The 25148-nt window shown below is 65.0% G+C and carries 23 protein-coding genes and 1 pseudogene; 7 read left to right on the top strand and 17 right to left on the bottom strand.

Annotation, left to right across the window (positions count from 1 at the left end):
* The first annotated feature begins 62 nt into the window (after positions 1-62).
* Positions 63-1610 (top strand): acyl-CoA synthetase, encoded by a 1548-nt coding sequence (locus tag A5694_RS11345; protein WP_064921936.1) that lies wholly within the window; start codon positions 63-65, stop codon positions 1608-1610.
* Here A5694_RS11345 and A5694_RS23675 read toward each other — a convergent pair.
* From A5694_RS23675 to A5694_RS11330, 3 genes are read right to left on the bottom strand one after another with little or no spacing between them, the layout of a single operon-like run.
* The gene (locus A5694_RS23675) at positions 1607-2335 is read right to left on the bottom strand and encodes a hypothetical protein (protein ID WP_125224769.1); all 729 of its coding nucleotides are present in this window, start codon (positions 2333-2335) and stop codon (positions 1607-1609) included. The two genes, A5694_RS11345 and A5694_RS23675, sit on opposite strands and share 4 nt — an antisense overlap.
* 33 nt (positions 2336-2368) lie before the next feature.
* A complete protein-coding gene (locus A5694_RS11335) occupies positions 2369-3874 on the bottom strand; it encodes a hypothetical protein (RefSeq protein WP_064921935.1) in 1506 nt (501 codons plus the stop codon).
* The gene (locus tag A5694_RS11330; protein ID WP_064921934.1) at positions 3856-4170 is read right to left on the bottom strand and encodes a DUF2563 family protein; all 315 of its coding nucleotides are present in this window, start codon (positions 4168-4170) and stop codon (positions 3856-3858) included. The genes A5694_RS11335 and A5694_RS11330 overlap by 19 nt, the downstream gene beginning before the upstream one ends.
* A gap of 300 nt (positions 4171-4470) precedes the next feature.
* On the opposite strand from A5694_RS11330, the gene A5694_RS11325 reads away from it, so the two are divergent.
* Positions 4471-4872, top strand: a complete 402-nt coding sequence (locus A5694_RS11325; protein ID WP_234786494.1) for a hypothetical protein — start codon at positions 4471-4473, stop codon at positions 4870-4872.
* Positions 4873-5127: 255 nt separating this feature from the next.
* On the opposite strand, the gene A5694_RS23670 is transcribed toward A5694_RS11325, so the two are convergent.
* The 4 genes from A5694_RS23670 to A5694_RS11315 are packed head-to-tail and all read right to left on the bottom strand — an operon-like array spanning position 5128 to position 7792.
* Positions 5128-5616: a hypothetical protein gene (locus tag A5694_RS23670; protein WP_131809569.1), complete on the bottom strand. Its 489-nt coding sequence runs from the start codon at positions 5614-5616 to the stop codon at positions 5128-5130.
* Positions 5613-6584, bottom strand: a complete 972-nt coding sequence (locus A5694_RS23265) for a TNT domain-containing protein (protein ID WP_234786495.1) — start codon at positions 6582-6584, stop codon at positions 5613-5615. Before A5694_RS23265 ends, A5694_RS23670 begins: the two co-directional genes overlap by 4 nt.
* Before the next feature lie 9 nt (positions 6585-6593).
* Entirely contained in the window at positions 6594-7496 is a 903-nt protein-coding gene (locus tag A5694_RS23260; protein ID WP_109535670.1) for a hypothetical protein, read from the bottom strand.
* On the bottom strand, positions 7478-7792 hold the full coding sequence (locus A5694_RS11315; protein WP_064921933.1) for a DUF2563 family protein: 315 nt from the start codon (positions 7790-7792) through the stop codon (positions 7478-7480). The genes A5694_RS23260 and A5694_RS11315 overlap by 19 nt, the downstream gene beginning before the upstream one ends.
* A 228-nt stretch (positions 7793-8020) precedes the next feature.
* Here A5694_RS11315 and A5694_RS22560 point away from each other — a divergent pair, with 228 nt between their 5' ends.
* Entirely contained in the window at positions 8021-8488 is a 468-nt protein-coding gene (locus A5694_RS22560; RefSeq protein ID WP_234786500.1) for a hypothetical protein, read from the top strand.
* Positions 8489-8636: 148 nt separating this feature from the next.
* Here A5694_RS22560 and A5694_RS24615 read toward each other — a convergent pair whose 3' ends face one another.
* Positions 8637-9323, bottom strand: a complete 687-nt coding sequence (locus A5694_RS24615; protein ID WP_131809567.1) for a hypothetical protein — start codon at positions 9321-9323, stop codon at positions 8637-8639.
* A 1260-nt stretch (positions 9324-10583) separates the two neighbouring features.
* On the opposite strand from A5694_RS24615, the gene A5694_RS24610 reads away from it, so the two are divergent.
* Entirely contained in the window at positions 10584-11222 is a 639-nt protein-coding gene (locus A5694_RS24610) for a DUF5631 domain-containing protein (RefSeq protein WP_234787915.1), read from the top strand.
* Between the two features lie 368 nt (positions 11223-11590).
* On the opposite strand, the gene A5694_RS23660 is transcribed toward A5694_RS24610, so the two are convergent.
* The 3 genes from A5694_RS23660 to A5694_RS11290 form a co-directional block, all read right to left on the bottom strand.
* Positions 11591-12100, bottom strand: a complete 510-nt coding sequence (locus A5694_RS23660; protein ID WP_131809565.1) for a hypothetical protein — start codon at positions 12098-12100, stop codon at positions 11591-11593.
* A 215-nt stretch (positions 12101-12315) separates the two neighbouring features.
* Positions 12316-13569, bottom strand: coding sequence for a hypothetical protein (locus A5694_RS11295; protein ID WP_428844272.1), 1254 nt, complete (start codon positions 13567-13569; stop codon positions 12316-12318).
* A 291-nt stretch (positions 13570-13860) separates the two neighbouring features.
* Positions 13861-14586 (bottom strand): acetoacetate decarboxylase family protein, encoded by a 726-nt coding sequence (locus tag A5694_RS11290; protein WP_064921948.1) that lies wholly within the window; start codon positions 14584-14586, stop codon positions 13861-13863.
* A 28-nt stretch (positions 14587-14614) separates the two neighbouring features.
* Here A5694_RS11290 and A5694_RS11285 point away from each other — a divergent pair, with 28 nt between their 5' ends.
* Positions 14615-15844: a cytochrome P450 gene (locus A5694_RS11285; RefSeq protein WP_064921929.1), complete on the top strand. Its 1230-nt coding sequence runs from the start codon at positions 14615-14617 to the stop codon at positions 15842-15844.
* Positions 15845-15856: 12 nt separating this feature from the next.
* On the opposite strand, the gene A5694_RS11280 is transcribed toward A5694_RS11285, so the two are convergent.
* From A5694_RS11280 to A5694_RS11270, 3 genes are all read right to left on the bottom strand, one after another.
* A complete protein-coding gene (locus A5694_RS11280) occupies positions 15857-16732 on the bottom strand; it encodes a hypothetical protein (RefSeq protein ID WP_064921928.1) in 876 nt (291 codons plus the stop codon).
* Between the two features lie 80 nt (positions 16733-16812).
* Positions 16813-17811, bottom strand: a complete 999-nt coding sequence (locus A5694_RS11275; RefSeq protein WP_064921927.1) for an NAD-dependent epimerase/dehydratase family protein — start codon at positions 17809-17811, stop codon at positions 16813-16815.
* A complete protein-coding gene (locus A5694_RS11270; RefSeq protein WP_064921926.1) occupies positions 17811-18611 on the bottom strand; it encodes a crotonase/enoyl-CoA hydratase family protein in 801 nt (266 codons plus the stop codon). Before A5694_RS11270 ends, A5694_RS11275 begins: the two co-directional genes overlap by 1 nt.
* Positions 18612-18680: 69 nt before the next feature.
* Here A5694_RS11270 and A5694_RS11265 point away from each other — a divergent pair, with 69 nt between their 5' ends.
* Together A5694_RS11265 and A5694_RS11260 are read left to right on the top strand one after the other, a co-directional pair.
* Positions 18681-20333, top strand: a complete 1653-nt coding sequence (locus tag A5694_RS11265; protein ID WP_064921925.1) for an acyl-CoA synthetase — start codon at positions 18681-18683, stop codon at positions 20331-20333.
* 61 nt (positions 20334-20394) lie between these two features.
* Positions 20395-21810 carry a WS/DGAT/MGAT family O-acyltransferase gene (locus tag A5694_RS11260; RefSeq protein ID WP_064921924.1) on the top strand — a complete coding sequence of 472 codons (1416 nt, stop codon included), beginning with the start codon at positions 20395-20397 and terminating at the stop codon, positions 21808-21810.
* Here the strand turns inward: A5694_RS11260 and A5694_RS11255 are convergent.
* The 3 genes and pseudogenes from A5694_RS11255 to A5694_RS11245 form a co-directional block, all read right to left on the bottom strand.
* Entirely contained in the window at positions 21776-23164 is a 1389-nt protein-coding gene (locus tag A5694_RS11255; RefSeq protein WP_064921923.1) for a PE-PPE domain-containing protein, read from the bottom strand. The two genes, A5694_RS11260 and A5694_RS11255, sit on opposite strands and share 35 nt — an antisense overlap.
* Positions 23165-23248: 84 nt before the next feature.
* Complete coding sequence (locus A5694_RS11250) at positions 23249-24802, bottom strand: succinic semialdehyde dehydrogenase (protein WP_064921922.1); 1554 nt, start codon at positions 24800-24802, stop codon at positions 23249-23251.
* 42 nt (positions 24803-24844) lie between these two features.
* Positions 24845-25148: pseudogene (locus tag A5694_RS11245) on the bottom strand (hypothetical protein); the annotation flags it as partial.

Genomic DNA, 25148 nt, shown 5'->3' with positions numbered 1-25148 from the left:
CGCCGCCTGCGTGTTGGCGCCTCGCCTTGCACCCGGACTAGAACACGTTCTAGATTGGCCGGATGAGCGAAGCCGGCCTGTGGAACATCGCCCGTGACACCCCCGACGCCGCCGCGGTGGTCGACGTGCTGGGTGGTCAGCTGACCTACGGTGAGTTGGCTGCCCGCGCCGACCGCTACGGCCGCGGCCTGCAGGCGCTGGGCCTGGAGCCCGGCGATGTGCTGGTGATGGTGCTGCCCAACATCGTCGACACGCTGGCGGTGTACTTCGCGGCCATGCAGACCGGGCTGTACATCGTCGCGATCAACTGGCATCTGACCGGCCCGGAGATCGGCTACATCCTCTCCGACAGCGGCGCCAAAGCTCTTGTCGCCCATGAGCGGTTCGCCGAAGCGTCGAAGACCGCCGCGGACGAGGCCGGGTTGGCCGCCGACCGCCGGTTCGCCGTCGGCGACATCGAGGGCTTCACCCCGCTGTCGGCGCTGGGCGCCGGCGAGGAGGGTCGCCCCGATGTCCGCACCATGGGCGCGGCGATGCTCTACACCTCCGGCACCACCGGCAAGCCCAAGGGCGTCAAGCGCCCGCTGACCGGAGCCGACCCCGACGCGGTGCCGGTTGCCTCCGCGGGCTTCTTCGCGCTGTATGACCTGGCGCCGTTCGACAACCATGTGCACATCTGTGGTTCGCCGCTGTATCACACTGCGGTGCTGAACTTCTCGGCCATCTCCATCCAACTGGGCCACAAGGTGGTGCTGATGGACAAGTGGGACCCCGAGGAGATGCTTTCCCTGATCGCTGAGCACCGGGTGACCCACAGCCACATGGTGCCGACCCAGTTCCGCCGGCTGCTGGCGCTGCCGGTGCAGGTGCGGGAACGCTACGACGTGTCCTCGCTGCGCAACGTCATCCACGGTGCAGCACCGTGCCCGCCCGAGGTCAAGCGCCAGATGCTGGACTGGTGGGGTCCGGTGATCACCGAGTACTACGCCGCCACCGAGGGCGGCGGCACCAAGATCAGCGGCGAGGAGTGGCTGGCTCACCCCGGCTCGGTAGGCAAGGCCTGGCCGTATTCGGTGGTCAAGGTGCTCGACGACGACGGCAACGAACTGCCGCCCGGTGAGGTCGGCACTGTCTACATGCAGATGGGCGGATCCAGCTTCGCCTACCACAACGACGAGAAGAAGACCCAGGAGAACCGCGCCGGTGACCTGTTCACCGTCGGCGACGTCGGCTACCTCGACGACGAGGGCTACCTGTACCTGCAGGACCGCAAGACCAACATGATCATCTCCGGCGGGGTCAACGTCTACCCGGCCGAGATCGAGAACGAGCTGATCATGCACCCGAAGGTGCTCGACGTCGCGGTGTTCGGGGTGCCCGATGAGGACTGGGGCGAGTCGATCAAGGCTGTCGTGCAGCCCGCCGAGGGGGTGGTGGGCGACGACGCGCTGACTGCGGAGCTGATGGAGTACGCGAGCGCGCGGTTGGCGAAGTTCAAGCTGCCCAAGAGCATTGACTACATCGCCGAAATGCCGCGCGACCCCAACGGCAAGCTGTACAAGCGGAAATTGCGGGACCCGTACTGGGAGGGGCGGGAAGCGAAGATCTAGGGGTCGTCACCGTTGTCCTGCTTCCAGTGACGGGGATGTATCCGGTACTCCATGGATCTCTTGGGGCGTCGCGGCCAGCGCTTTCCGGCGTAGAATCCGGGGAAATAGAGCGCTGCGAAGATTCCCGCCGTCATGATAGTCAAGGTAGCTAATTGCGCTAGCTGTCCGCGGGCTATCGGGTAGTCCCAACTCGCATCCCAGTAGCCAAAGTAGAGTGGCACATATATAAAAATGATGGCCGCCGGAATTCCGGCAAAGTGAATGTTATGCGCGACGAAGTCGTCGTAGATCACGAACATGCATATCGCATAAGCTCCGATCGTCATCCACCAGGTTTGATTGGCGGTAGACGAACCAGTGTATGAGTCGGGAATCGGATCGTGGCCTGGTTCCTCGTTTTGCTCATCGGATTCCGCCAGGCGGTCAGATCTCCACCATGCGTATACCTTTCCGCGGACCTTAATGTAAGGCGTATCCCGGAACGCAAGGAGGAAGAACAGAGCGCCAACCGCGAACGCTGCTTCGAGGCTATATCTCCAGTCGGGCAGCAGACCGAGGAATGCGAATACCATTGCTGCGCCAGTGGCTCCCCAGAAGATCCGTCTATTTCGGCTTAGATTTTCGCGGTCAGACGAGTCCGGAATAAAGGCTATTATTGCGCAGACAAGGGCGCCCACGAACGCAACCAGCTGATCCATGCTGGCAAAGCCCGCGACCGGGTTCACGATTTTAACGCTAAACGTCGCACCGCTCGCACGTCAATTCCTCGCCAGCTCGAGGAGGTTTTCCATGACCTTCTCTCCAGACACCGAACCGACAACCCCGAAGGCCAGTGCGCCAACGAAAGCGCCCACTGGCCCGGCGAGGGCACCAACGGAGGCCCCCAATTCTGCACCTGCGATTCCGCCTCCGAAACCCCCCGCGCTTGTGGCCGCGGTGTCCACGAACGGCTTGTGGTCGACGAACACGTCGTAGAATCCGACGGCGGACCCGAGCACGTTGCCGGCGAAGCCCATGCGCTTCGACAGATTCTTGATCGCGGCGATGTCTTCCGCGCTGTAAGCAACCCCCGGTGCCCAATGCTTTCCGGTGGGAACCTTGTCGGCAAACGCGTTGAGGGCCGCCTTGCCGGCACTGGCAGAGATCCCCGCGGCGTCGCCGCCATCCCGCAGGATGTGGCCAACTCGGCCTCGCGCGATGTCGCCGACGAGTTGCGTCGCGCCTTGGTGCGACATCCCGCCGTTTCGGACGAGGGCGTCGATTGCCTGCCGGGTCACGATGACTCGGGCATTCTGTTCCGCGGTGTCGAGTAGCTGGGTGGCCTGATCCGGGGTGAAAGCTCGGCCGTCGGCCATCCCCCGTTCGAGATCCTTCTGCAGCTCCAGCCGTGTTTGGGCGCGGGTTCGAGCCTCTCCACCCAGGACCGGGTCCATCGGCAGCGGGCCGATGAAGTTGGCCATTCGGTAGTCGTCGAGGCGCTCGCCGGCCAGGCGCCGGGCCTGCGGATCGGCGGCCGGGTCGGTAGCGGTGGCGTAGTCCCGCAGCCGCGCGGCCGCTGCAGCCTTCTCGGGCGTCATCTCGCCCGCACTGTCCACCAATTGCTGGTCGCGATCACGCTCGGTAGTGCCGTAGGCATCGGCAGCGCGACCGGCTTGTTGGTCTTGGGTGGGTTGCCCGTCGCCGTCGTAGCCGTGCAGCGGTGCCGGCTCGTAGCCATTGGAGAGCAGTTTGCTGGTGGCGTCTTGTAGGACTGCGGCGTAGTCGTCGCGGAGCTTTTCGAGTTGATGCAGGATGCCAGCGGTGTCGTCGATCGCCACCTGCTCCAGTTCGGAGGTGTCGAGCTGCGCCTGCTGGGACATGCCGATGCGATTGTCGATGTCTTGGAGCTGGATCTGCAGCGCGTTGATCTTCGCAGCCGCCGCCTTCTGGGCCTCGGCCAGCGCGGCGGCGATGGTTTCCAGATCGGTGCCGATCGCGGCCAGCTGGGTCTGCTGCAGATGCAAGGTATTGGTGGCGCGCTGGACTTCGGCGGAGTCGTTGATCGGGTGGTCGCCGTTCTCCCGGTTCCAGGCGGCCTGAAAGCGTTGGCGGGCTTGGGCGAACGCGGCACTGGCCTCGGCGGTGCAGGACCCGGCGTCGTGGAAGGCCTGCGCCAGCTCGTCGATGACAGCCGGGTTACCGCTTTGCAGCGTGTTGTTGACCTGCCACGGGTCGCCGCCGGCGGCTTCGGTCAGCAGCGCCGGGTTTATGTGCTGGAGTTGCACCGCACCGCACGAAGCTGGGCTGCGTTGCGCTGATCCATGCCGGTGAACTCGCGCGCGGCATGGTGGGCTTTGTCGCCGACGTCGGCCAGGGTCCGGCGGTGGCCACTGAGGGTGGTGATGTGCTCGGTGTGGGCTGCGGAGATCGCGTTGTGGAAGACGTCCGCGGCGCCGAAGCCGCCGAAAATGCCCGCTGCTACGGAGGTCTGGTTTAGCAGCGTCGCCCCGGCCTGGGCGTGTGCGCCGGCGCTATGGGTATCCGCCGCCCCGGAACGCAGCATCGCCGGATCGACAAACATCCGGAACCCCGCTCAGATCGGTCGTTAACAACCTTGACAGGGCGGCCCTTCGGGGTCAATTCAGTTTTGCGCGGCGGCCTCCGAGGGTGATTGTCGCCGGTGTTCTAGACGGTGCGTGGTCCTGGACAGTCGCAGTACTGCGCCCGTTGTTCGGACCTGTGCCCACATTTTGGAAACGATGATGTAAGCGAAGAATTGGCCCTCGGGGATACCATCCGTGACGTGACCATGACACAGCCTTGGCCCGCACCGCCCGCACCAATCCGGTCTCGGAACTGGCTGACAGCGACACTGGCCGCCGTGGCCGTGGTTCTTGCGGCGGTGGCGTTGATCGTTGCGCTGACGCGGTCCGGATCGGGGTCGAGTGCGACCTATACGGCGGCGGAGAAGGCGGAAGCGAAGAGGGATTTGTGTGAAAAGTATAAACTTGCCGCGCGCGCAATGCACATCGAGACTTCGACGCCCGACAACACTGCGCTGGCCCGCATTGCCATGTCCAACGGTGCCCTGATTCTAGAGACAGCGGCCGCAAATCCTGCGTTAGACGCCAAACAACGTGACGCAGCCCGCGCCTTGGCGGCCACTTACCAAACAACAGCGGCAATTGGCACGACTGGCATGGCCACCAGGGAGCAGTATAATGAGTCCGTTGATGACATGAATGTAAAAGACCGCGTGATGCAGGGATTGTGCGGTGAGTGACCTCCCCGACTATAGGCCTTTCACGCGGATGTTGATCGGTGCGTGGTGGCCTGCACCACCCACCCAGCCAGCTGACGCAGTCGGCTTTTGGTTCGGTCACCAGCAGGCGAAGCAGGAAGAGGCTGAATACATCCGCAACCTCGCCACTTTACTAGGGCAAAACAACAGTGGTCAGACCGCGGAGGACATGCTAACTCGTCTAACGCTCGGCAGGAATCGCTTGCTTGACGTTGCTCATGGCCGACACGGCCGCATTTATCGCGGAAATCCTTCTCTGACCATCTCTTCGATCTCCTCAACTGATTTCGACATCAAGTGACTGAATATCGTACTGTAAGGCTGCCCTAGAATAGCGCTCCCAGCAGGCGATTTGATCTCCGTTTCCCATTCGTCTCCGGTTGGCGTTACCGTGACGTCACTGCTGAAGCCCATCTTGTACAGGGGCGGGCCCAGGCTTTCTAGGGCGAATGCGCTACGTGCAGTAGAACTCCATCGCCAAATCAGGTATTTCTCTAGAAGTTCGAAGTCAGAAAATTTTGCGATAGCCGCGTAGTGCTTGCCGCGATCATCTGTTTTATCGACCACCCACCATTCACCATCTCTACCAAGATGGAATGATTCATCATCAGCTATGAACGTTGCCTCGGCTTTGGCGCCGTCCAGCGATACAGAAACGCCCCTCAGGCGGGCCAAATTAGCCCACTCGGTCCACGCGCGGGACAGTCGAGCGAATTTGTCTGTCATCTCCGAACCTCCTTCAGGTAGCCTGACTCAATCAATGCATCCACCGAGGCTTCTTGCCCTGGCGGTGCTATCACCCGATATTGGATGCCGCCGCCGGGTTGGTGGAACCACGGGGCTGCCCGGGACTGCTCGATATGCCAGCCGGGCGGAAGAGCTGTCGGATCATTTACGACAAATGTGTAATAGGGCTTAGTGGCACTGCTGGGCGGTAGTGACAGCTGGGCGAACGGGGTGCCTTCGGGGGCGAGGTAGGCGCCACTGGGATACCCGAATCGTCCGAGTTCGGTTCCCGCGGCCAAGTCGGCGTCGGGAATGACGCTGCCTGGTATTGCGTAGGGCTTGCTGGCCAGGCTGTCGTTAGGATAGATCAAATGGCCGGCGGAGTCGGTGAATTGTGGTCCCGGTTCGATGGGGTGGTGGCCGTCGAACAAGGGCGAATCTGGAGGCAGTGGCTGTACCTCGGTTGCTGACGCCGGCACATGTGGGCCGCTGTGCGGGACGTGGTCGTGGGCAAGCACCGGTGGGCCGTGGTCGGCGGTCGTTAACGGTGGGATGTGCTCGCCACTGGTGGTGACCGGGGTGTGCACGCCGGGGTGGTGGATAGCGAGATCGTCGGTGGCGGCTTGGGCGCGGATCTCGGCTTGGGTGATTGCCCGTGGCAGCACGTTGTCGGCGGTCAGGCCGGCAGCGCTACCGCCACTGGTTGCGAGGGCTTCGCGGGCGAACAGGGACCGCATGCCTTGCCAGCCGGCTTCGACGCCGGCCTTGCCGGCGGTGACGGCGGGTCCGGCGCCCACGGCGGTGAAGATGACGTTCTGCAGCAGCGCGTCGTCAGGGGTGACCCGGCCGGGGTCGAGGAACCGGGAGGCGACCAGCTTGCCATCCTGATAGGTGAAGTAGGCGCCGCTGCCGCTGCCGGCGCCTTGGTCATAGATTTCGCCGGTGCCGTTTTTGAGGGTGCCGGTCACCACCATCTTCTAGCCCGCCAGGGTGTAGGCGAACGACACGGCGCCGTCGGGGCCCAAGTGCACCGAGGCCGGATCGATTTTTGAGTAGTCGGGGATCTTGCCCAGGTCATCGAGGGCATCGGCCAGGTTTTTCTTCAAGGTCGGCAGCCGGGTCATCGCGTCTTGGGCCGCTTCGCTGCCGGCGCCTTGCTGGTAAGCCTTGGCCGTGGCGTCGTCGAGCGCTTTTTGGGCGGCCCGTACCCGGGCCATCGCATCGAGTACCGCTTGGTTATTGGCGCGCAACAGTTCCTCGAATGCGGACTGGTCGTCCGGCGAAGTCGTGGAGGGGCTTAGGGGGCCGTGCAGCGGTGCCGCGTCGTAGCCATGGGACAGCAGCTTGGTCGTCGAAGCTTGAAGTATTGCGGCGTAGTCGTCGCGCAGCTTTTCGAGTTGATGCAGGATGCCGGCGGTGTCGTCGATCGCGACCTGTTCCAACTCGGAGGTGTCGAGGTTCGCCTGCTGGTACATCCCGATGCGGTTGTCGATGTCTTGAAGCTGGATCTCCAGTGCGTTGATCTTCGCGGCCGCGGACTTCTGGGCCTCGGCCAGCACGGCGGCGATGTTCTCTAGGTCGGTGCCGATCGCGGTGAGTTGGGTTTGTTGTAGATGCAAGGTGGTGGTGGCGCGCTGCACTTCGGCGGAGTCGTTGATCGGGTGTTCGCCGTTCTCCCGGTTCCAGGCGGCCTGGAAGCGTTGGCGGGCTTGGGCGAACGCGGCACTGGATTCGGCGGTGCAGGCGCCGGCGTCGTGGAAGGCCCGCGCCAGCTCGTCGATGACGGCTGGTTTGCCGCTCTGCAGCGTGTTGTTGACCTGCCACGGGTCACCGCCGGCGGCGTCGATCAGCAGCGCCAGGTTTATGTGCCGGAGTTGCACCGCACCGCACGAAGCTGGGCCGCGTTGTGCTGATCCATACCGGTGAACTCACGCGCGGCATGGTGGGCTTTGTCGCCGACGTCGGCCAAGGTGCGGCGGTGGTCTGTGAGGGTGGTGATGTGCTCGGTGTGGGCTGCGGAGATCGCGTTGTGGAAGACGTCCGCGGCGCCGAAGCCGCCGAAAATGCCCTCTGCTACGGAGGCCTGGTTTAGCAGCGTCGCCCCGGCCTGGGCGTGTGCGCCGGCGCTATGGGTATCCGCCGCCCCGGAACGCAGCATCGCCGGATCGACGAACATCCGGAACCCCTCTCAGATCGGTCGTTAACAACCTTGACAGGGCGGCCCTTCGGGGTCAATTCAGTTTTGCGCGGCGGCCTCCGAGGGCGATTGTCGCTGGTGTCCTAGACGGTGCGTGGTCCTGGACAGTCGCAGTACTGCGCCCGTTGTTCGGACCTGTGCCCACATTTTGGAAACGATGATGTAAGCGAAGAATCGGCCCTCGGAGATACCATCCGTGACGTGACCATGACACAGCCCTGGCCCGCACCGCCCGCACCAGTTCGATCCCGCAACTGGCTGACAGCGACATTGGCCGCCGTGGCCGTGGTCCTTGCTACGGCCGCGTTGATCGTGGCGCTCACCCGTTCGGGTTCCGGGTCAACTCCTACCTATACGGCTGCGCAGAAGGGTGAGGCAAAGGCGAAACTTTGTGACCAGTACAAATTGGCTGCGCAGGCGATGCATATCGAAACATCTAAACCTGGCGACCCAGCGCTAGCTCGTGTCGCTTTAACCAACGGTGCTTTGATCCTTGAAACAGCCTCCGCGAACCCAGCGCTGGAAGCGAAGTACAGTAAGGCTGCTCGTGCCTTAGCTGCGGCTTACCAAACACAGACCGCAATGGGCACCACGGCTCCAGTCGAGCAATATCAAAAAGCGGGGGAGGACCTCAACGCCAAGGATCGCGTAATGCAGGGGCTTTGCGGTGACTGACCTGCCGGACTCTGGACCGTTCACGTTTTTGTTGATAGGTGCGTGGTGGCCTGCCGCTCCCGACCAACCGACCGCGGCGGTTACCCATTGGGCCCGGCACTCAGCCACCAAGCAGCAAGAGGCGCAAGAACTCGATAAGCTCATCAATCTAGTGAGTGACCACAATAGTGGCCGCACCGCGGACGATACGGTGGCTCGCCTTCGGCTTGGCAAGAAACGTTTGCTTGACATCGCCCATCAATGTCGCGCGAAAAGCGAGGCCAATGAGAGCGTCGCCAATGCCGTGAAGCATCTGCGGGATCGTCTCAAGGCAATCGCGGACGACGGCAACCACAAAATCGACCAGATCCTTAAGCGGCAAGGATCCATGGAAACGAAACTTCCTGAAGTGAACGCCGTGATTGCTCAAGCGAATTCCGACGCCACCAGCGCAGGTACAACCGCCCTGAACGCGATCGCCGACGCGACACAACAGATGTTCGATGATGCGGGTGTCGATGCCAACGCACGAGAGTGGCTGCAAAACCATGGGGCGAACTTCGACGCCCCTCCCCCGCAGCGACCGCGCACCGCCGAAGAGGTGGCCCGTACACAAAGTCCTGATGGCGGCGCGGGAGGTCAGGGACGGACGGAAACCGGCACGCCCGCGGCTACGGATGGAACGAGCGGTAACGCTGGCGACGGCGGTGCAGGCGGCGCCGGTACTGCTCCCAGCACCAACGGATCCCCGACCGGCAGCGGGACAGGCGGAGATGGCGGCGCGGCCAGCGGCGGCGACATCGGCCCTCAACCAGCCCGTACCGTGGTCAACGGCGATGGTGGTGCGGGCGGCCACGGTGGCGGCACCGGTGGATTGCAATCCACTGAAGCGGCTGGCAGCGACGGGGGCGCGGGCGGGCGAGGCATTCTCAGCACCGACGGATCGCAATCTATGAGCGCGCCCAGTGGTGATGGCGGCGCGGCGCGCATTCCGGGCAACGCAGGCAGTTTCAGCAACGCTGGGTTCGGAGGTGGCGGTGGTAACCCGGGGGCACAGGGCACCGGCAACGGCGGCGCCAGTGGCACGGCATTTGGCGGCGACAGAGGCAATCCAGGCGGCCTAAGCAACGGCGTCGCCGGTGGTACCACCGGGTTCGGTGGAAATGGCGGAGGCACAGGTAGCGCGGGCGGTTCGAATGGTGGGGGTGCCAGCGGTGCTACCGGGTTCGGTGGAAATGGCGGAGGCGGAGGTAGCGCGGGCGGTTCGAATGGTGGGGGTGCCAGCGGTGCTACCGGGTTCGGCGGAAATGGCGGCACCGGCGGAAATGTGGGCGGATCGCCGGGCGGTGTCCCTGGGTTCACGGGAGGCGGCGCTGGCTTCGGCCCGTCCAGTGGCGGCGGGATGGGTGGTGGGCTTGGCGGTACCGCACCCCTGACCTCTTCGACGTCAGGCCTCGGTGGTGGCAGTGGGGTCGGCGCTACACCGCAGAGCCTCGAGGGCGGTGGATTGAGCCAAGCATTTGCATCGGGTACTCCCGGGGGTCCGGCTGGTCCAGGAGGGCTGGGCGGTACACCGCCATGGGCGCAAGGGGGCCCAGGCTCGGGTGGCTTCGGTCAGTCGTCAGGTCCGCAGGTGCCGCCCTCACCGTCGGTAACGCCGATGGCGGGCGGGCTGCTCGGTAATCTGGGAAATCTTGGGGGCTCCAGCCCGGAGGCTGCTCCGACAGCTTCGACCACGGGAGCGACGATGCCGACTCCGGCAGCGGCTCCGCCCATGACCGCTGGGCCGACCTCGGTGCCGTCGGCGCCGGTCGGTGCAGGCGGCCCGGCAGCCCCGTCGGGTCCGCTGCCGGGCTACGGGGCGGACCTTCGCCCCGCCGGTGCTGCGGCACCAGCCGCACCGACGCCGACGGCTGGTCCACCTCCTGTGTCTCCCTCAGCGCCTGGCGGCCCCACGACACCCACCTCCGGTGGTACCACCGTCGCGTCCTCGGGTGATCGTCCCGCGCCGGGCAAACCAACCGCGAGCACAAGTGGGCAGTCGGGTGCGGCGCTGGCCGGCGGCGCGGCCGCCGGAGGTACGGCCGGAGCGGGGGCTGGCACCGCCGCCAAACGCATGGCCGAGCAGGACGATGTGCAGCGCAAAGTCGATGCGGTGGCGCGCCAGGCACCCAACCTCGCTTGGGCGGCTGGGCTGCGCGATGACGAGACCACCACCGTACTGGTGACCGACCTGGCCGGGGGCTGGATCCCGCCTGGCGTTTTGTTGCCGCCCGGTGTCACGCTGCTGGCTCCGGCCCAGCGCAGACACGACCTGAGCGTGGTCGATCTGCTCGGTGCGGTCGTCGCCACCGCAACACATCAGCCCAACACCTATGTTGCTGAAGCTGGCCCCGACGACCCACTTCCGGGCGCCGGGGAGCGCGCCCGCTACGGCCAGCGCATCGACGAACTCGGACCCACACTCACCGATGCGGCGGGCGCCAGCTCTCGGCTACCGCGCATAGTGCAGACCGTCGCCCACGCCGTGGCCCGCAGATCCGGTGTCGCCGACAACGAAATCGAACGCTTCCGCAACGTCAGCAACGACACCGCAACCAAGGTGCTGTCGGCCTATCCTCACCACCTGCCCCGCGATGTCGCCGACTGGATGCTGTTGGCGGCCATCGACGCCCTGATCGACGGAAGCGAAGAACTCGCCCGCTACCACCTGGCCTGGCACCAAGCCGTCACCGCGAGCAGGCACGCCGCATGAGCACCGCGAGCGGTTCAGCGTGTGACGTGGCGATGGCCGGCCTGAACCGGTTGCTGGAATCCGAGACGCTGGCGCGCCTGGATCGAGCGGATAAGAAGCGGGCGTGGACGACAGCCGCCGCGGTCAACCACCTACGCGCACGGCTCACCGTAATCTGCGAAGCGGGCAATGGGATGAGGACAAGCTCACCCAGCGCAACGCCATCAAGGACCGCGTCAACAGCGACGCCACCGGCGCCAGTCGTGCCGCGGTGACGAGAATCATCGGTGTCATCCAACAGCTTCTCGATGCTGCTGGCAGCGTTGATGACGCCGCCAAATGGCTTGCTGCACACGGGTTCGACGTTGCAGAGCGTCCGCCTCCACCGCTCACCGCAGGCTGCGGAGTCTGCCAAGGGCACGACCATCGGTCAGTTCGACGCGTCGGTCAGGGTGTGTCCAGTAGAAGCGCACCCATTCACGCAACGCATGGCCACCGGGCGTGTAGGAGTCGGCGGCCAGCGAACGGCTTTGTCCATCGGAAAAAACAATGAAGATGGTGCCGCGTAGCGGCATCGGACCGCGCGGAGGCCGAGCCGTAATGGCTTGCACCTCCTCCCATGCGCCTTTCGCGGAGGACAGCCCTTGTCGGATTTCAAAACCCTCGGCCGTCAATCGCAGGGAGCTCACGCCACCGCGACAGAACATTTTCAATAGGCTGGGGAAGCCCCAAACCGCCGCTATGGCCGCGGCGATCAGGAAATAGTGCCGCATCCCGCCGGGGACCGGAATATGGACCATCCCCAAGGGTGTGAAGATTGCGTATAACCCCATCGCAAGGCATTCCGATGCTGCTGCGACCTGAAATATGACATCGACGGTTCGGTCGGGGCGAACCACGGTGCCAGTTGTATTTTTTTCACAACGCGGCCGTATTCGACCGAATTTGATAACATACAGCGGTAGGAGCGTACCTAGTGAAAATACTGCAAACCCAAGTACTGTAACACTTGTCAGGTAATCACCCCGCGTAACCGAATAAACGCCCCACCCCAGGCATAACAACCCGACGCTACCCAGAACTGCGGTCAGAAATGATAGTCCTGTCCAGAACTTTATGGCAGACACGTGAGGTTCCCGATGATGCCCCCGAGATACCCGAACGCCCAGCTTCCGCCTACATTAGCGCCCGTAGCTACGATGGGTAGGGTTTCTGGCGCGAAGGCGCCCACTAATAGGTCTGCCGCAATACCGCCAGCCGTTCCAGCGGCGGCCTGCCAGGAAGCAACACAAGCATCGTGAACCGTTTCCGCGCCCACTACGTTGTAAATGCCTGTCGCGACGCCGACAGCAGGGCCGCCCCATTTTGCGCCCGCCTTAACATTTTCGATCGCAGAGGCGCTGAGTAATGGAATCCCGCGCTGAGCCTGCTTTTCCAGACCGGAGAGAGAACTACCCGCGAGGGTGGGAATCGGCTGTGAGAAGAATTCATCTGGCAAAACGCCATGCTTGCCCGCGGCGGTAGTGACGTCGCCGGTTACTGTGCCGTCTGACCAACTTGTCATCGTCACCGCGGTGCCGTCCGTGAAACGAATTTCTGTCAGATCGAATTCTCGAGAGCTAGCGGTATCAGTGAGCCTGTGTTCCGTAATGCTGCTCGACACACGGTTTCCATTCCTGTCGAAGTAGGTGTCGCTGAGGTAGCGAGTACCGTAGCCCGGGTGGCTGTACACAGGGATCTGGCCTTCGACAAGTTCGTGGCGACTGCCGTCCAGCATGGTGAGCGTTTTGTGTAGACGGCCGTCCGGGCCGATGTGTTCACGAACGTCGCGAACCGTGGTGGCCATATCTTGCTTCCGGAGGATGTCCTGGGGCACTAGGCCTTGCAAGTCGTAGCCATCTTTCGCCCGTAGGTTATCCAGGGCCTGCTGCAGCGTCTTGGCGTACGCGTTGCGGATTACGTTTTCATTCTCCAGCCCGACTGAGGTGTCATCGTTGGCTTGCTGACGCCACTGGCTGATCTCGGTGTCGCAGTTGATGCCATCGGTTTCCAAGGATCGGTAGTAGCCGATCATGTTGTCGACCGTTTGTAGGTTGGAGTTAAGTGCCTCGATGTTGTCGTGCGACGTTTGTCGAGCTTTAGCCAGTGCCTCAGCGATACTTTCCAGGTCGGCGGCGATCCGCCCGAGTTGTTCCGTGGTGGCCTGCAGCCCGTCTTTCACCCGCTGCACCTCGGCACCGTTGTTGATCGGCTGCTCGCCGTTCTCGCGGTTGTACTCCTGGAAGTGCTGTTGCGCGATCTGAAAGGTCTCCTCGGCCGCGGTGGCGGAGCCCGCAGCCTGATGGAACGCCTGGGCCAGAAAGTTGATCTGAGTGGGGCTGCCCGACTGCAGACTTTCATCTACGGCCCAGGGGTCACCGCCGGCGTGGCGATGAGGTCATCAACTTGGAAATACTCCAGATAAGGGCGCGCCACGGTCGGTCTCAAGCGATCTCGGCGCGCAGCGCATCCGCATCGATCGACATTTTCGGCCTTCCCGCTGTACTCAGGCTGCGCACTGACAGTACCGGCGACCGCAGAGCCGTCAATTCACCGGTCGGGCACACTTCGGTACGGCCAGTCGGCTCCGGTGTTCGGCGGCGATGCCAGTCAGCCGGCGCTAACGACCCATCACCTCAGCATCCCCGAACGTCATCGCGACGTGCCCGACCGTCGACGACATCATCGGCCGCTTCGGCAGGCCCAACTCGGCCAGCTCGCGAGCGTAGGGATGGGTGCCCAGCCGCAGCGTCGTACCGCCCAGCGCCCCGCGCACCCCGGAAATCCGCATCTCCCAGGGAATCTGCCGGGTCACGCCGTCGAGGTGGCTGAAGGCCTGCAGCGTCCGGGGACGGGACGTGAAAAGGCCCGGGACCGGCAGCCCGCGCCCGAATTCCATGGTGGCGATGTGCTGGCCGTCGGCGGCGACGTCGAAACCGAGCTGCTTGCCGTCGCGAACGGTGAAGTCCGCCATGATCTTCGGGAAGCCCCAGATGGTGCGACCGGCCTCCAGGGTGAACTCCTGATCCACCGGCAGGTGGTGGATGAACGCACCGGCGGAACCCAGCGCACTCCAGCCGCGCGCCGATGTACCCGGCGGGTTGATCATCACCGCGGTCCCGAATTCGTGGTACTTGCCGAGATCACCGTCGATGTAGCGGGCCAGCATCAGGTTGACCACGGCCTGTCCCGGCCGGTGCTGGAAGACCTGCAGACCGCTGTAGTCGATCATCGCCTGGGCGGCGTCCGCCGGAACCGAGAACATCGCGCTATGCACATCTGCCTGACGGATGCGGACGGGCATGGTAAGCACAGTGCCAGCGATGGTGTGCTGCGAAAGAGCCATGACGCCCACTGTAATCCGGAGGACGCTGATGACCGAGGTAATGGCCGATCCAAAGCCGGCGACCAAGCCCGACGTCGACCTGACCGACGGCACGTTCTACTCCGACGGTGGGGCGCGTGCCGCCTACAAGTGGATGCGGGCGCACGAGCCGGTGTTCCGGGACCGCAACGGGCAGGCCGCCGCGGCCAGCTATGCCGCGGTGATCGACGCCGAGCGCAACGCGGAGCTGTTCTCCAGCACCGGTGGCATCCGGCCCGACCAGCCGGGAATGCCGTACATGATCGACATGGACGACCCCGAGCACCTGGTGCGCCGCAAGCTGGTCAACGCCGGCTTCACCCGCAAGCGGGTGCACGCCCAGCTGCCGTCCATCGGGACACTGTGTGACACGTTGATCGACGCGGTCTGCGAGCGCGGCGAGTGCGACTTCGTCCGCGATATCGCCGCGCCGCTGCCGATGGCGGTGATCGGCGACATGCTCGGCGTCCTGCCCGAAGAACGCTCGATGCTGCTCAAGTGGTCCGACGACCTGGTGGCCGGGCAGAGCTCACACCTGGATCCGGAATCGGCGACGTTCCAGGCGGTCATGGAGGCGTTCGCCGGTTGGACCGAGTTCACCAGAAACATCATCACTAAACGCCGGGCCGAACCGACTGACGACCTGTTCTCGGTACTGGTCAACGCCGAGGTGGACGGCGCCCAGATGTCGGACGACGAGATCATCTTCGAGACCCTGCTGATTCTGATCGGCGGCGACGAAACGACCCGGCACACGTTGTCCGGCGGCACCGAACAGCTGCTGCGCCACCGCGATCAGTGGGAGATGCTGCGCGCCGACTCAAGCCTGCTGCCCGGGGCCATCGAGGAGATGCTGCGCTGGACCTCGCCGGTGAAGAACATGTGCCGCACGCTGACCGCCGACACCGAGTTCCACGGCACCCAGCTCAAGCAGGGCGAGAAGATCATGCTGCTGTTCGAATCGGCGAACTTCGATGAGGCGGTGTTCGACGAGCCCGAGCGGTTCGACATCCAGCGCAACCCCAACAGCCATCTCGCGTTCGGCTTCGGCACCCACTTCTGTATGGGCAATCAGCTGGCCCGGCTGGAGCTTTCGCTGATGACCGAGCGAGTACTTCAGCGGCTGCCGGATCTGCGCCTGGCCGACGGAGCCGAGGTGCCGCTGCGGCCGGCGAACTTCGTGTCCGGTCCGGAAGCGATGCCGGTCGTGTTCACGCCGACCAAGCCGGTGCTGGTATAGGCGAGCGTGTAATCAGCGTGAAAACCGAGCCCGAAAATCGCTGGGAGTACACGCTCGTCGTGCCCAGGCGTCCGCGACCCGGCCGAGGATGCCGCCTTCGGTGTCTTCCAGGGTGATCCGCAGGTCGATCCAGCCGAGCCCGGTCACCGTCTCGTGGCGGCGGATGTCCTGGTTGAAGCGCCGGGTGCTGGTGCGGTGATGTTCGCCTTCGTAGTCCAGGCCGACCATGATCTCCTCCCAGCCCATGTCCAGCACCGCGACAAGCTGGTGCCATTCGTCGTAAACCGGAATCTGGGTCTGCGGCGGCGGGTAGCCGGATCGGATGAGAAACAGCCGCAGCCGGGACTCCTGTGGCGAGTCAGAACCGGTGTCGACGAGCGGCAGTACGATTCGGGCATCGCAGATCCCGCGGCGGCCCCGGTATCGTTCGGCCAGCAGCTCGACGTCGGTGATTTTGAGGTCGGTGGCCTGCCCGAGGGCATCGATGGCTGCGACGGCCTTGACCTGGGGATAGCGGCAGGCCAGGTCGAATGCGGTGCGGGCGGGCGTGGTCACCAATATGCCGCCGATCAGCTGCACCTCGTCGTCGTCGAACCGGTCCGACCAGGTGTGGATGTGCTTGGGTGGCCGGCGACAGTCATAGAGCACCTCCGCCGGCGCGTGGTCATCAACCCACTTCGCGCCGTGCAATGCGGCGGCCGACTGGCCCGCGACCACCCCACGCCGCCGCGACCACAGCCAGGCGGCTTGGGCTCGCAAGACCGCGGTGGGTCGAGTACCGGCTGGAACATAAACGTCCGGATGGATCGCGACGAACCGGCTCCGCAAGGCGTACGGCGTCAACCGGCCGCTTCGGACCGCCTCGCTGCCCAGGAACGGTGTCGCCATGGCGGGAGTCTGCCAAGCGATACCGACACCTACGCCGAACGTGTAATGGTTGCGAAAATCCGGCCGGATTTTCGCAGTGGTTACACGTTCGGCGAGACGGGCTGGGACCCCGCCCGCAAAGACTCCACGATCGCGTCCACAGGCGAACGCCACTGCAACCCCAGATCGGCCAACGTCGCCGAGTCGTCGGTCGGGGTGGCCGACGTCAACAACCACGCCGCCTCGTAACTCAGCGACTCCGGCAGCGGCAGCAGTTTGCTGGCCAGGTCGCTGACCCTCCCGATGCCCTTGAACACACTGGGGGCCACCCGGATTCGGCGAACCGAAGCACCCAATCCGACCTCCACCGCGGCGATCATCTCGTCGAAGCCGACCATGATCCCGCCGCACAGATAGCGGTGCGGACCTCGACCGGGCTTCATCAAAGACGAATGCACCAGACCGACGTCGCGGACGTCGACCATCGCCATCCCGCCGCGCACCACCGGCGCCACCCGGTAGCGCACGATCGGCGCCCAGCCGCGCTCGGTGACCCCGGGCGCCGTCCAGAACGCCGGCCCGACCACGCTGGAGGGATAGGTGACCACCACCGGCGCGCCCTCGTCCTGCAACCGGCGGGCCACCCGCTCGCCGTAAGCCTTGGTGCGCGCGTAGGCGCTGCGCCCGGGCACGGTCGGTGAGTCCGGGCCGATGACCCCGTTGGGGGGCGGGAACAGCGCGCTGTAGCTGCTGACCGACACCACCGGATCCAGGCCGGCGGCCACCGCTCGGGTCAGGATCGCTTCGGTGGCGTGGGCGTTGATCTCCCACATCAGCTTTTCCAGGCGGTCATTAGTGCCGACCACCCCGGCGGCGTGCAACACCGAGTCGCAGCCGTCCAACAGCGTCCCCACCACGTCGGCATCACGGATGTCGCCGTCGAGCACCTCCAGCGTGCCCAGCTCGCGCAACCGTGGAATGACGGGCTCGGAACCGCAGCCCGGCGCGACCAGCAGTCGTACCGAATGCCCGGCTTCCAGCAGCGCCTTGACGGTGTGGGCGCCGAGGTAGCCGGTGCCGCCGGTGACTGCGATCTGCATCAGCGGTTCTTGAACTCGGGCTTGCGCTTCTCGGCGAAGGCACGCGGGCCTTCCTTGGCGTCCTCGCTCAAGAACACCTTGATGCCGATCTGGGTGTCGATCTTGAAGGCGTCGTTCTCGTGCATGCCCTCGGTCTCGTGGATCGTGCGCAGCATCGCCTGCACCGCCAGCGGACCGTTGTTGTTGATCTGCTCGGCGATCTCCAGCGCCTTGTCCAGCGCGGAACCGTCCGGCACCACGTGGCCGATCAGGCCCATCTCCAACGCCTCAGCGGCGGTAATGTGCCGGCCGGTGAACAGCAGGTCGCACGCCATCGTGTAGGGAATCTGGCGTACCAGGCGCACCGCGGAGCCGCCCATCGGATACAGGCTCCACTTCGCCTCGGAGATCCCGAACTTGGCGCTTTCGCCGGCGATACGGATGTCGGTGCCCTGCAGGATCTCGGTGCCGCCGGCGATGGCGGGTCCCTCCACCGCGGCGATCAGCGGCTTGGTCAGCCGGCGACCCTTGAGCAGGCCGTCGATGCGCGACGGGTCGTAGCTGCCGTCTTTGAAAGAGTCGCCGGGCGCCTTCTTGTTGGCCGCCTTGAGATCCATGCCGGCGCAGAAGTAGCCGCCGGCCCCGGTCAGGATGCACGAGCGGATCTCGTCGTCGTTGTCCACCCGGTCCCACGCCTCGACCATGATCGCCAGCATTTCGCCGCTCAACGCGTTGCGGGACTCCGGCCGGTTCAGCGTGACGATCAGCGTGTGTCCGCGCTGTTCAACCAGGGCGTGGGGCTGTTGTGACGACTCGCTCACCGGCGTCCGCCTTTCCAGGTTGGGGCCTCGACTTGAAAACGAAATGTAACACGTTCTAGTTTGTGTGTTGTGGCTCTCAACATCGCGGATCTCGCCGAACACGCCATCGATGCCGTTCCGGATCGGGTCGCCCTGATCTGTGGGGACGAGAAGCTGACCTATGGGCAGCTGGAAGAGAAGGCCAACCGGCTAGCGCACTACCTGATCAGCCAGGGCGTCAAGAAGGACGACAAGGTCGGCCTGTACTGCCGCAACCGCAACGAGATCGTCGTTGCGATGCTCGGCATCATCAAGGCCGGCGCCATCCTGGTCAACGTCAACTTCCGTTACGTCGAGGGCGAGCTGCGCTACCTGTTCGACAACTCGGACATGGTCGCGCTGGTGCACGAGCGCCAGTACTGCGACCGGGTCGCCAACGTGCTGCCTGACACCCCGAAGGTCAAGACCATCCTGGTGGTCGAGGACGGCAGCGACCTGGACTACGGCCGCTACGGCGGGGTGGAGTTCGAAGCGGCGCTGGCGCAGAGTTCGCCGGAGCGTGACTTCGGGCCGCGCAGCGCCGACGACATCTACCTGCTCTACACCGGCGGCACCACCGGCTTCCCCAAGGGCGTGATGTGGCGGCACGAGGACATCTACCGGGTGCTATTCGGCGGCACCGACTTCGCCACCGGCGAGCCGATCGCCGACGAGTACGACCTGGCCAAGCAGGCCGTCGCCAACCCGCCGATGGTCCGCCACCCGATCCCGCCGATGATCCACGGCGCCACCCAGTCGGCGACCTGGATGTCGCTGTTCAGCGGTCAAACCGTCGTTCTGGCACCGGAATTCGACGCCGACGCGGTATGGCGCACCATCCACGACCACAAGGTCAACCTGTTGTTCTTCACCGGGGACGCGATGGCGCGCCCGCTGCTGGATGCGCTGCTGGCCCACCAAGACGCGGGTAACGAGTATGACCTGTCGTCGCTGTTCCTGTTGGCGTCCACCGCAGCGCTGTTCAGCCCCAGCATCAAGGAACGACTGCTGGAGTTGCTGCCCAACCGGATCATCACCGACTCCATCGGGTCGAGCGAGACCGGCTTCGGCGGCACCAGCATCGTCGCCAAGGGCGAAGCGCACACCGGGGGCCCCCGGGTCACCATCGACAAGAACACCGTGGTGCTCGACGACGACGGCAACGAGGTCCAACCCGGCTCCGGCGTGCGCGGCATCATCGCCAAGCGTGGTCACATCCCGGTCGGCTACTACAAGGACGAGAAGAAGACCGCCGAGACGTTCCGCACCATCAACGGCGTGCGCTACGCGATCCCCGGCGACTTCGCGCAGGTCGAGGCCGACGGCACCGTCACCATGCTGGGTCGCGGCTCGGTGTCGATCAACTCCGGGGGCGAGAAGATCTACCCCGAGGAGGTCGAAGCCGCGCTCAAGACTCACCCGGACGTGTTCGACGCCCTGGTGGTCGGCGTGCCCGACGCCCGCTACGGCCAGCACGTGGCGGCGGTGGTGCAGGCGCGCGGGAACGCCCGGCCGTCCCTTGAGGAGATCAATACCTGCGCCCGCACCGAAATCGCCGGCTACAAGGTGCCCCGCAGCCTGTGGTTCGTCGACGAAGTGAAGCGCTCACCGGCCGGCAAGCCGGACTACCGCTGGGCCAAGGAGCAAACCGAGGCGCGCCCCGCCGACGAGGTGCACGCCAAGCATGTGACGGCCGACAGCTAGTTTGCCCGCTTTCCCCGGCGATCCGCGTCCAGCGACCCGGGTGCGGCGTTAGTCTCGGTCGATGCAGCGACTCTCGGGCGTCGACGCGGCGTTCTGGTCAGCCGAAACGGCCGGCTGGCACATGCACATCGGTGGTCTGGCGATCCTGGATCCCAGCAATGCGCCGAATTACAGTTTTGCGCTGGTCCGCCAACTGCTGATCGAGCGGCTACCACAACTGCCGCAGCTGCGCTGGCGAGTCAGCGGGGCACCGCTGGGGCTGGACCGGCCGTGGTTCGTCGAGGACGACGAACTCGACATCGACTTTCACGTGCGGCGCATCGGCGTTCCCGCGCCGGGTGGGCGCCGCGAAGTCGAAGAGCTGGTGGGCCGGCTGATGTCCTACAAGCTCGACCGCTCCCGGCCGCTGTGGGAAGTGTGGGTGATCGAAGGGGTCGAAGGCGGCCGGGTTGCGACCCTAACCAAGATGCATCACGCGATCGTCGACGGCGTCTCCGGCGCCGGCTTGTCCGAGATCATGCTCGACGTCACCCCGGAACCGCGTCCGCCGCAACCGGAAGCGGTCGGATCGCTGACCGGGGAGAGCGTTCCCAGCTTCGAGCGCCAAGCGGTCGGAGCGCTGGTCAACGTCGCCGTCAAAACGCCGTTTCGCATCGGCCGGCTGCTGCAGCAGACCGTCCGCCAGCAGATCGCCACGATCGGCCTGGGTGTGAGCCGCAAACCTCCGCGCTACTTCGATGCTCCGGTGACCCGATTCAATGCCAGTGTGTCGCCACATCGCCGGATCACCGGCGCCCGAGTCGAACTCGAGCGGGTCAAGGCGGTCAAAGACGCCTACGGTGTGAAGCTCAACGACGTGGTGCTCGCCATGGTCGCCGGTGCCGCCCGCGATTATCTGAGCAAGCGGGGCGAGCTGCCCGAGAAGCCGCTGGTCGCCCAGATCCCGGTGTCGACCCGCACCGAGGACAGTCAGGGCGAGGTCGGTAACAAGGTCAGTTCGATGACGGTGTCGTTGGCCACCGACATCGAAGGGCCCAACCATCGGCTCAAGATGATTCACGAGAACACCCAGAGCGCCAAGCAGATGGCCAAGGCGCTCTCGGCGCATCAGATCATGGGACTGACCGACACCACCCCGCCCGGACTACTGCAGCTTGCCGCGCGCGCCTACACCGCGACCGGGCTGTCGAATCGGTTGGCGCCCATCAACCTCGTCGTCTCCAACGTTCCCGGCCCGTCGTTCCCGCTCTACATGGCTGGAGCGGAACTGGAATCGCTGGTGCCACTTGGCCCGCCGGTGCTCGACGTGGCGCTGAACATCACCTGCTTCTCCTACCGCGACCACCTCGACTTCGGGTTCGTCACCACGCCGGAGGTCGCCGACGACATCGACGAGATGGCCGACGCGATCGAGCCGGCGTTGGCCGAGTTGGAGCGGGCCGCTAACCGGGGAAAAGCCCGGACAGGTCGGCGCTGATCGATTCGGCCGTGCTGATCAGCGCGAAGGCTTCGAATCCGGCGGCCAGCGTGTACAGGTAGGTGTTGTTGGCGATCGGCTGAAATATCGCCTCCAGCAGGTTGCCCGACTGCAGGCCGTCGGTGAACCATTGCAGGTCATAGGTCGGGATTGTGGTGGTGACTCCGGTGATCACATCGGCGGTCGGCAGCAGCGCCGCATACGCCGTGGAGAACGCCGCGGTCAGGGAGTTCACGAAGTCGGTCAGATTGAAGCTGCCGGCCACCTCCGAGGCCGCCGAGCTGGACAGGTTCGACAGATCCAGCGAACCCAAGTCATCGGTGAACGCCTGGATTCCGGTCGGCACACCGGCCGCCGCCTCCTGGAAAGCCTTGACCACCATGTCGGTGTCCGGAAACAACCCGAACGGGGTCGGCACGTTCGCCGGACCGGTGTCCCAGCCGAAGTCCGGGTCGCCGTAGCCCAGGTTCACCAGCGGGGTCAGGATCGGCTGCAGCAGGTCGGCCAGCGGCTTGCCGAGGCCGGGGACGAGCAGCAGCGGTTGCAGTAGCGGCAGATACGGAACCGTCTCGTCGCTGAGCGGAATCCCGTAGTAGGTAGTCATGGTGTCGCCGACGGTGTCCAGCTTGACCGCGGACGCCAGTTGCTCGGGGGTCAGATCCTGGTAGGTGGGATGTACGAACTGGATGCCGAGAATCGAATTCAGGTCGGCCAGAAAGTTGATCGGGTAGCGCGGGATGTCCGAAAACCCGTCGTAGGCCTGCATGTAGATGGTGGTCGGGTAGAGGTCGTCGGGGGTGGCGCCGTTGAACGTGATTCCCAGGCTCGGGATGGTCACCCCGGTCAACCGCTCGAACAACCCGCCGTCGGGCTGGTTGGGGTCGGCCAGCAGCACGAAACCGACGTCGTCTTTCGAGATGTGATCGGCCGCAAGCTCGCTCATGACCATCGAGGAGATGGTGGAACTCTGCGAGTCGCCGAGCACGGCGACGTGGTTGCCCGCCGCGATCTGCTTTTCGATCGCATCCTTGAGGATCGTCACGCCCTGGGCTTCGGATTGATCCAGCGTCAGGCTCTTGACTCCGGTGTAGAGCGCATAGTTGCCCTCCGGGGTGAACAGCGCCTGCGGGATGTAGCCGGGGAAGTTGGGTTGCACGTAGAGGGTGTTGTTGGTGTCCACGTACTGGTCCGACGGGATGGGATCGCCGCTGCCGCCGATGACGAACGCGATGTTCTCCCCGCTGGCCAGCCGGACCGGAGCGGTATGGACGCTTTGGGGCGCGGCCGCGGGTGCGGCGATGATCCCGGCGCCCAGAACCGCGGTCGTGAGACAGGGCCGAACTGCGTGCTGCATGTCCGCCTCCTTCGCAGGGATGGCCTACGAAGTGACGCTAAACCTCTCAGTAGACCCCTACAAGGGGCTACAGGCCGCTCTCAGCTACCGGCCAGGTAGCGCCTGCACCAGCCGGATCATCGGGGTCAGCAGTTTCTGCCACAGCGGACCCGAAATGCCCAGCGGCGGGTCCAGGTTCAGGATCCGGGCGGTGGAGACCGTCTGCGACTCGGTGTACTTGAGAATGCCGTCGGCGCCGTGCCGGCGACCCACCCCGGAGGCCTTCATGCCACCCATCGGTGCGGCGGTGCTGCCGAATGCCAGCGCGTAGCCTTCGTCGACGTTGACGGTGCCCGACTTGATGCGAGCGGCGATCGCCTCACCCTGGGCCTTGGTCGCGGCCCATACGCTGGCGTTGAGCCCGTATTCGGTGTCGTTGGCGCGTGCGATCGCCTCATCGATGCTGTCGACCGGGTAGATGGAGACCACCGGGCCGAACGTCTCATTGCGCCCGCACTCCATCTCGTCGGTGACGTCGGTCAGCACTGTGGGTTCGAAGAACAGCGGCCCGATGTCAGGGCGGGCGTTGCCGCCGGCAACGACCTTGGCGCCCTTGGCCTTTGCGTCATCGACATGGTTGGAGACGGTCTTGATCTGGTCTTCGGAGATCAGGCTGCCCATGTCGGCGGAGAAGTCATAGGCGCCCGACAGCTTCATGGCACGCACCTGCTCGGCGAACTTCGCGGCGAACTCGTCGGCGATCTCGCGCTCGACGTAGATCCGCTCGATCGAGATGCACAGCTGCCCGGCGTTGGAGAAGCAGGCGCGGGTGGCGGCCTTGGCGACCTCGGTCAGATTCGCGCCCTTGGTGACGATCATCGGGTTCTTGCCGCCCAGCTCCGCGGAGAACCCGATCAACCGGGCGCCGCACTGTTCGGCCAGCGAACGGCCGGTGGCGCTGGAGCCGGTGAACATCAGGTAGTCGCATTGCTGCACGATCGCGGTGCCCACCACCGACCCCGGCCCGGGCACCACCGCGAACAGCTCACGCGGCAACCCGGCCTGATACAGCAGTTCCGCATTGGCCATCGTGCAGTACGGGGTCTGGCTGTCCGGCTTGACCACCACCGCGTTACCGGCCAGCAGTGCCGGGATGGCATCCGAAATCGACAGTGTCATCGGGTAATTCCACGGCGAGATGACGCCGACGACCCCCTTGGGGTGATGGTTGACCACAGTCTTGACGATGCCGGGCAGCAGGCCCTGCACCCGCTTAGAAGCCAGCAACTTGGCGGCCTGGCGCGCGTAGTAGCGCGCGTTGAGCATGATGTCGACGATCTCCTCCTGGGCCGCCGAGCGGGCTTTGCCGGTCTCGGCCTGGGCGACGTCCATGAGGAAGTCCCGGTGGGCGATCACCAGGTCGCGGTAGCGCTCGATGATCGCGCAGCGCTCCTTGACGCTGCGCGCGGCCCACTGCTGCTGTGCGACGCGGGCCTTGGCGAAGGCCGCCGTTACATCCTCGGCGGTGCCGATCGGGATGGTGGTCAACGCCTTGCCGGTGAAGACCTCGTCGATGGTCTTCGATTGCCGGGCGTCGATGTCGTCGATGGCGACCAGTGCACGCAGCCGGTCGAAGTCTGCGGCGGACGGAGCGGGCATGGCTGTCTCCTACTCGCGGGTAACACGTGGTTAGCCGCCAACCTACCTCGCGCAGCGGCCACCCGGTAGCTGGGCGGCATTGGCGCTGAGCCACTGGGTCATCTGGTTGAGCGCAGCCACCCCGGAATCGAAGCTGCCGTCGTTGGGTTGGGCGGCCAACGCCACCGCGAGCTGGCCGCCGTTGGGCGTGCCCACTACGCCGAACTGCCGCACCAGGTAGCCCCCGCCCGGGCCGGGGCCCCAGCCGCCCTTGGTGGGGGCGCCGAGGCCGGCCAGACCCAGTGGCCGCTGGCCCGCCAGGCCGTGTTCGCCGCCCACCTGCCGTGCATGGCCGCTGCCGCACCGG

The sequence above is a fragment of the Mycolicibacter sinensis genome, assembly GCF_001667945.1.
GTDB classification, from domain to species: domain Bacteria; phylum Actinomycetota; class Actinomycetes; order Mycobacteriales; family Mycobacteriaceae; genus Mycobacterium; species Mycobacterium sinense_B.
Note: the sequence above shows the minus strand (reverse complement) of the source record. Positions and strands in the feature narration are given on the sequence as shown.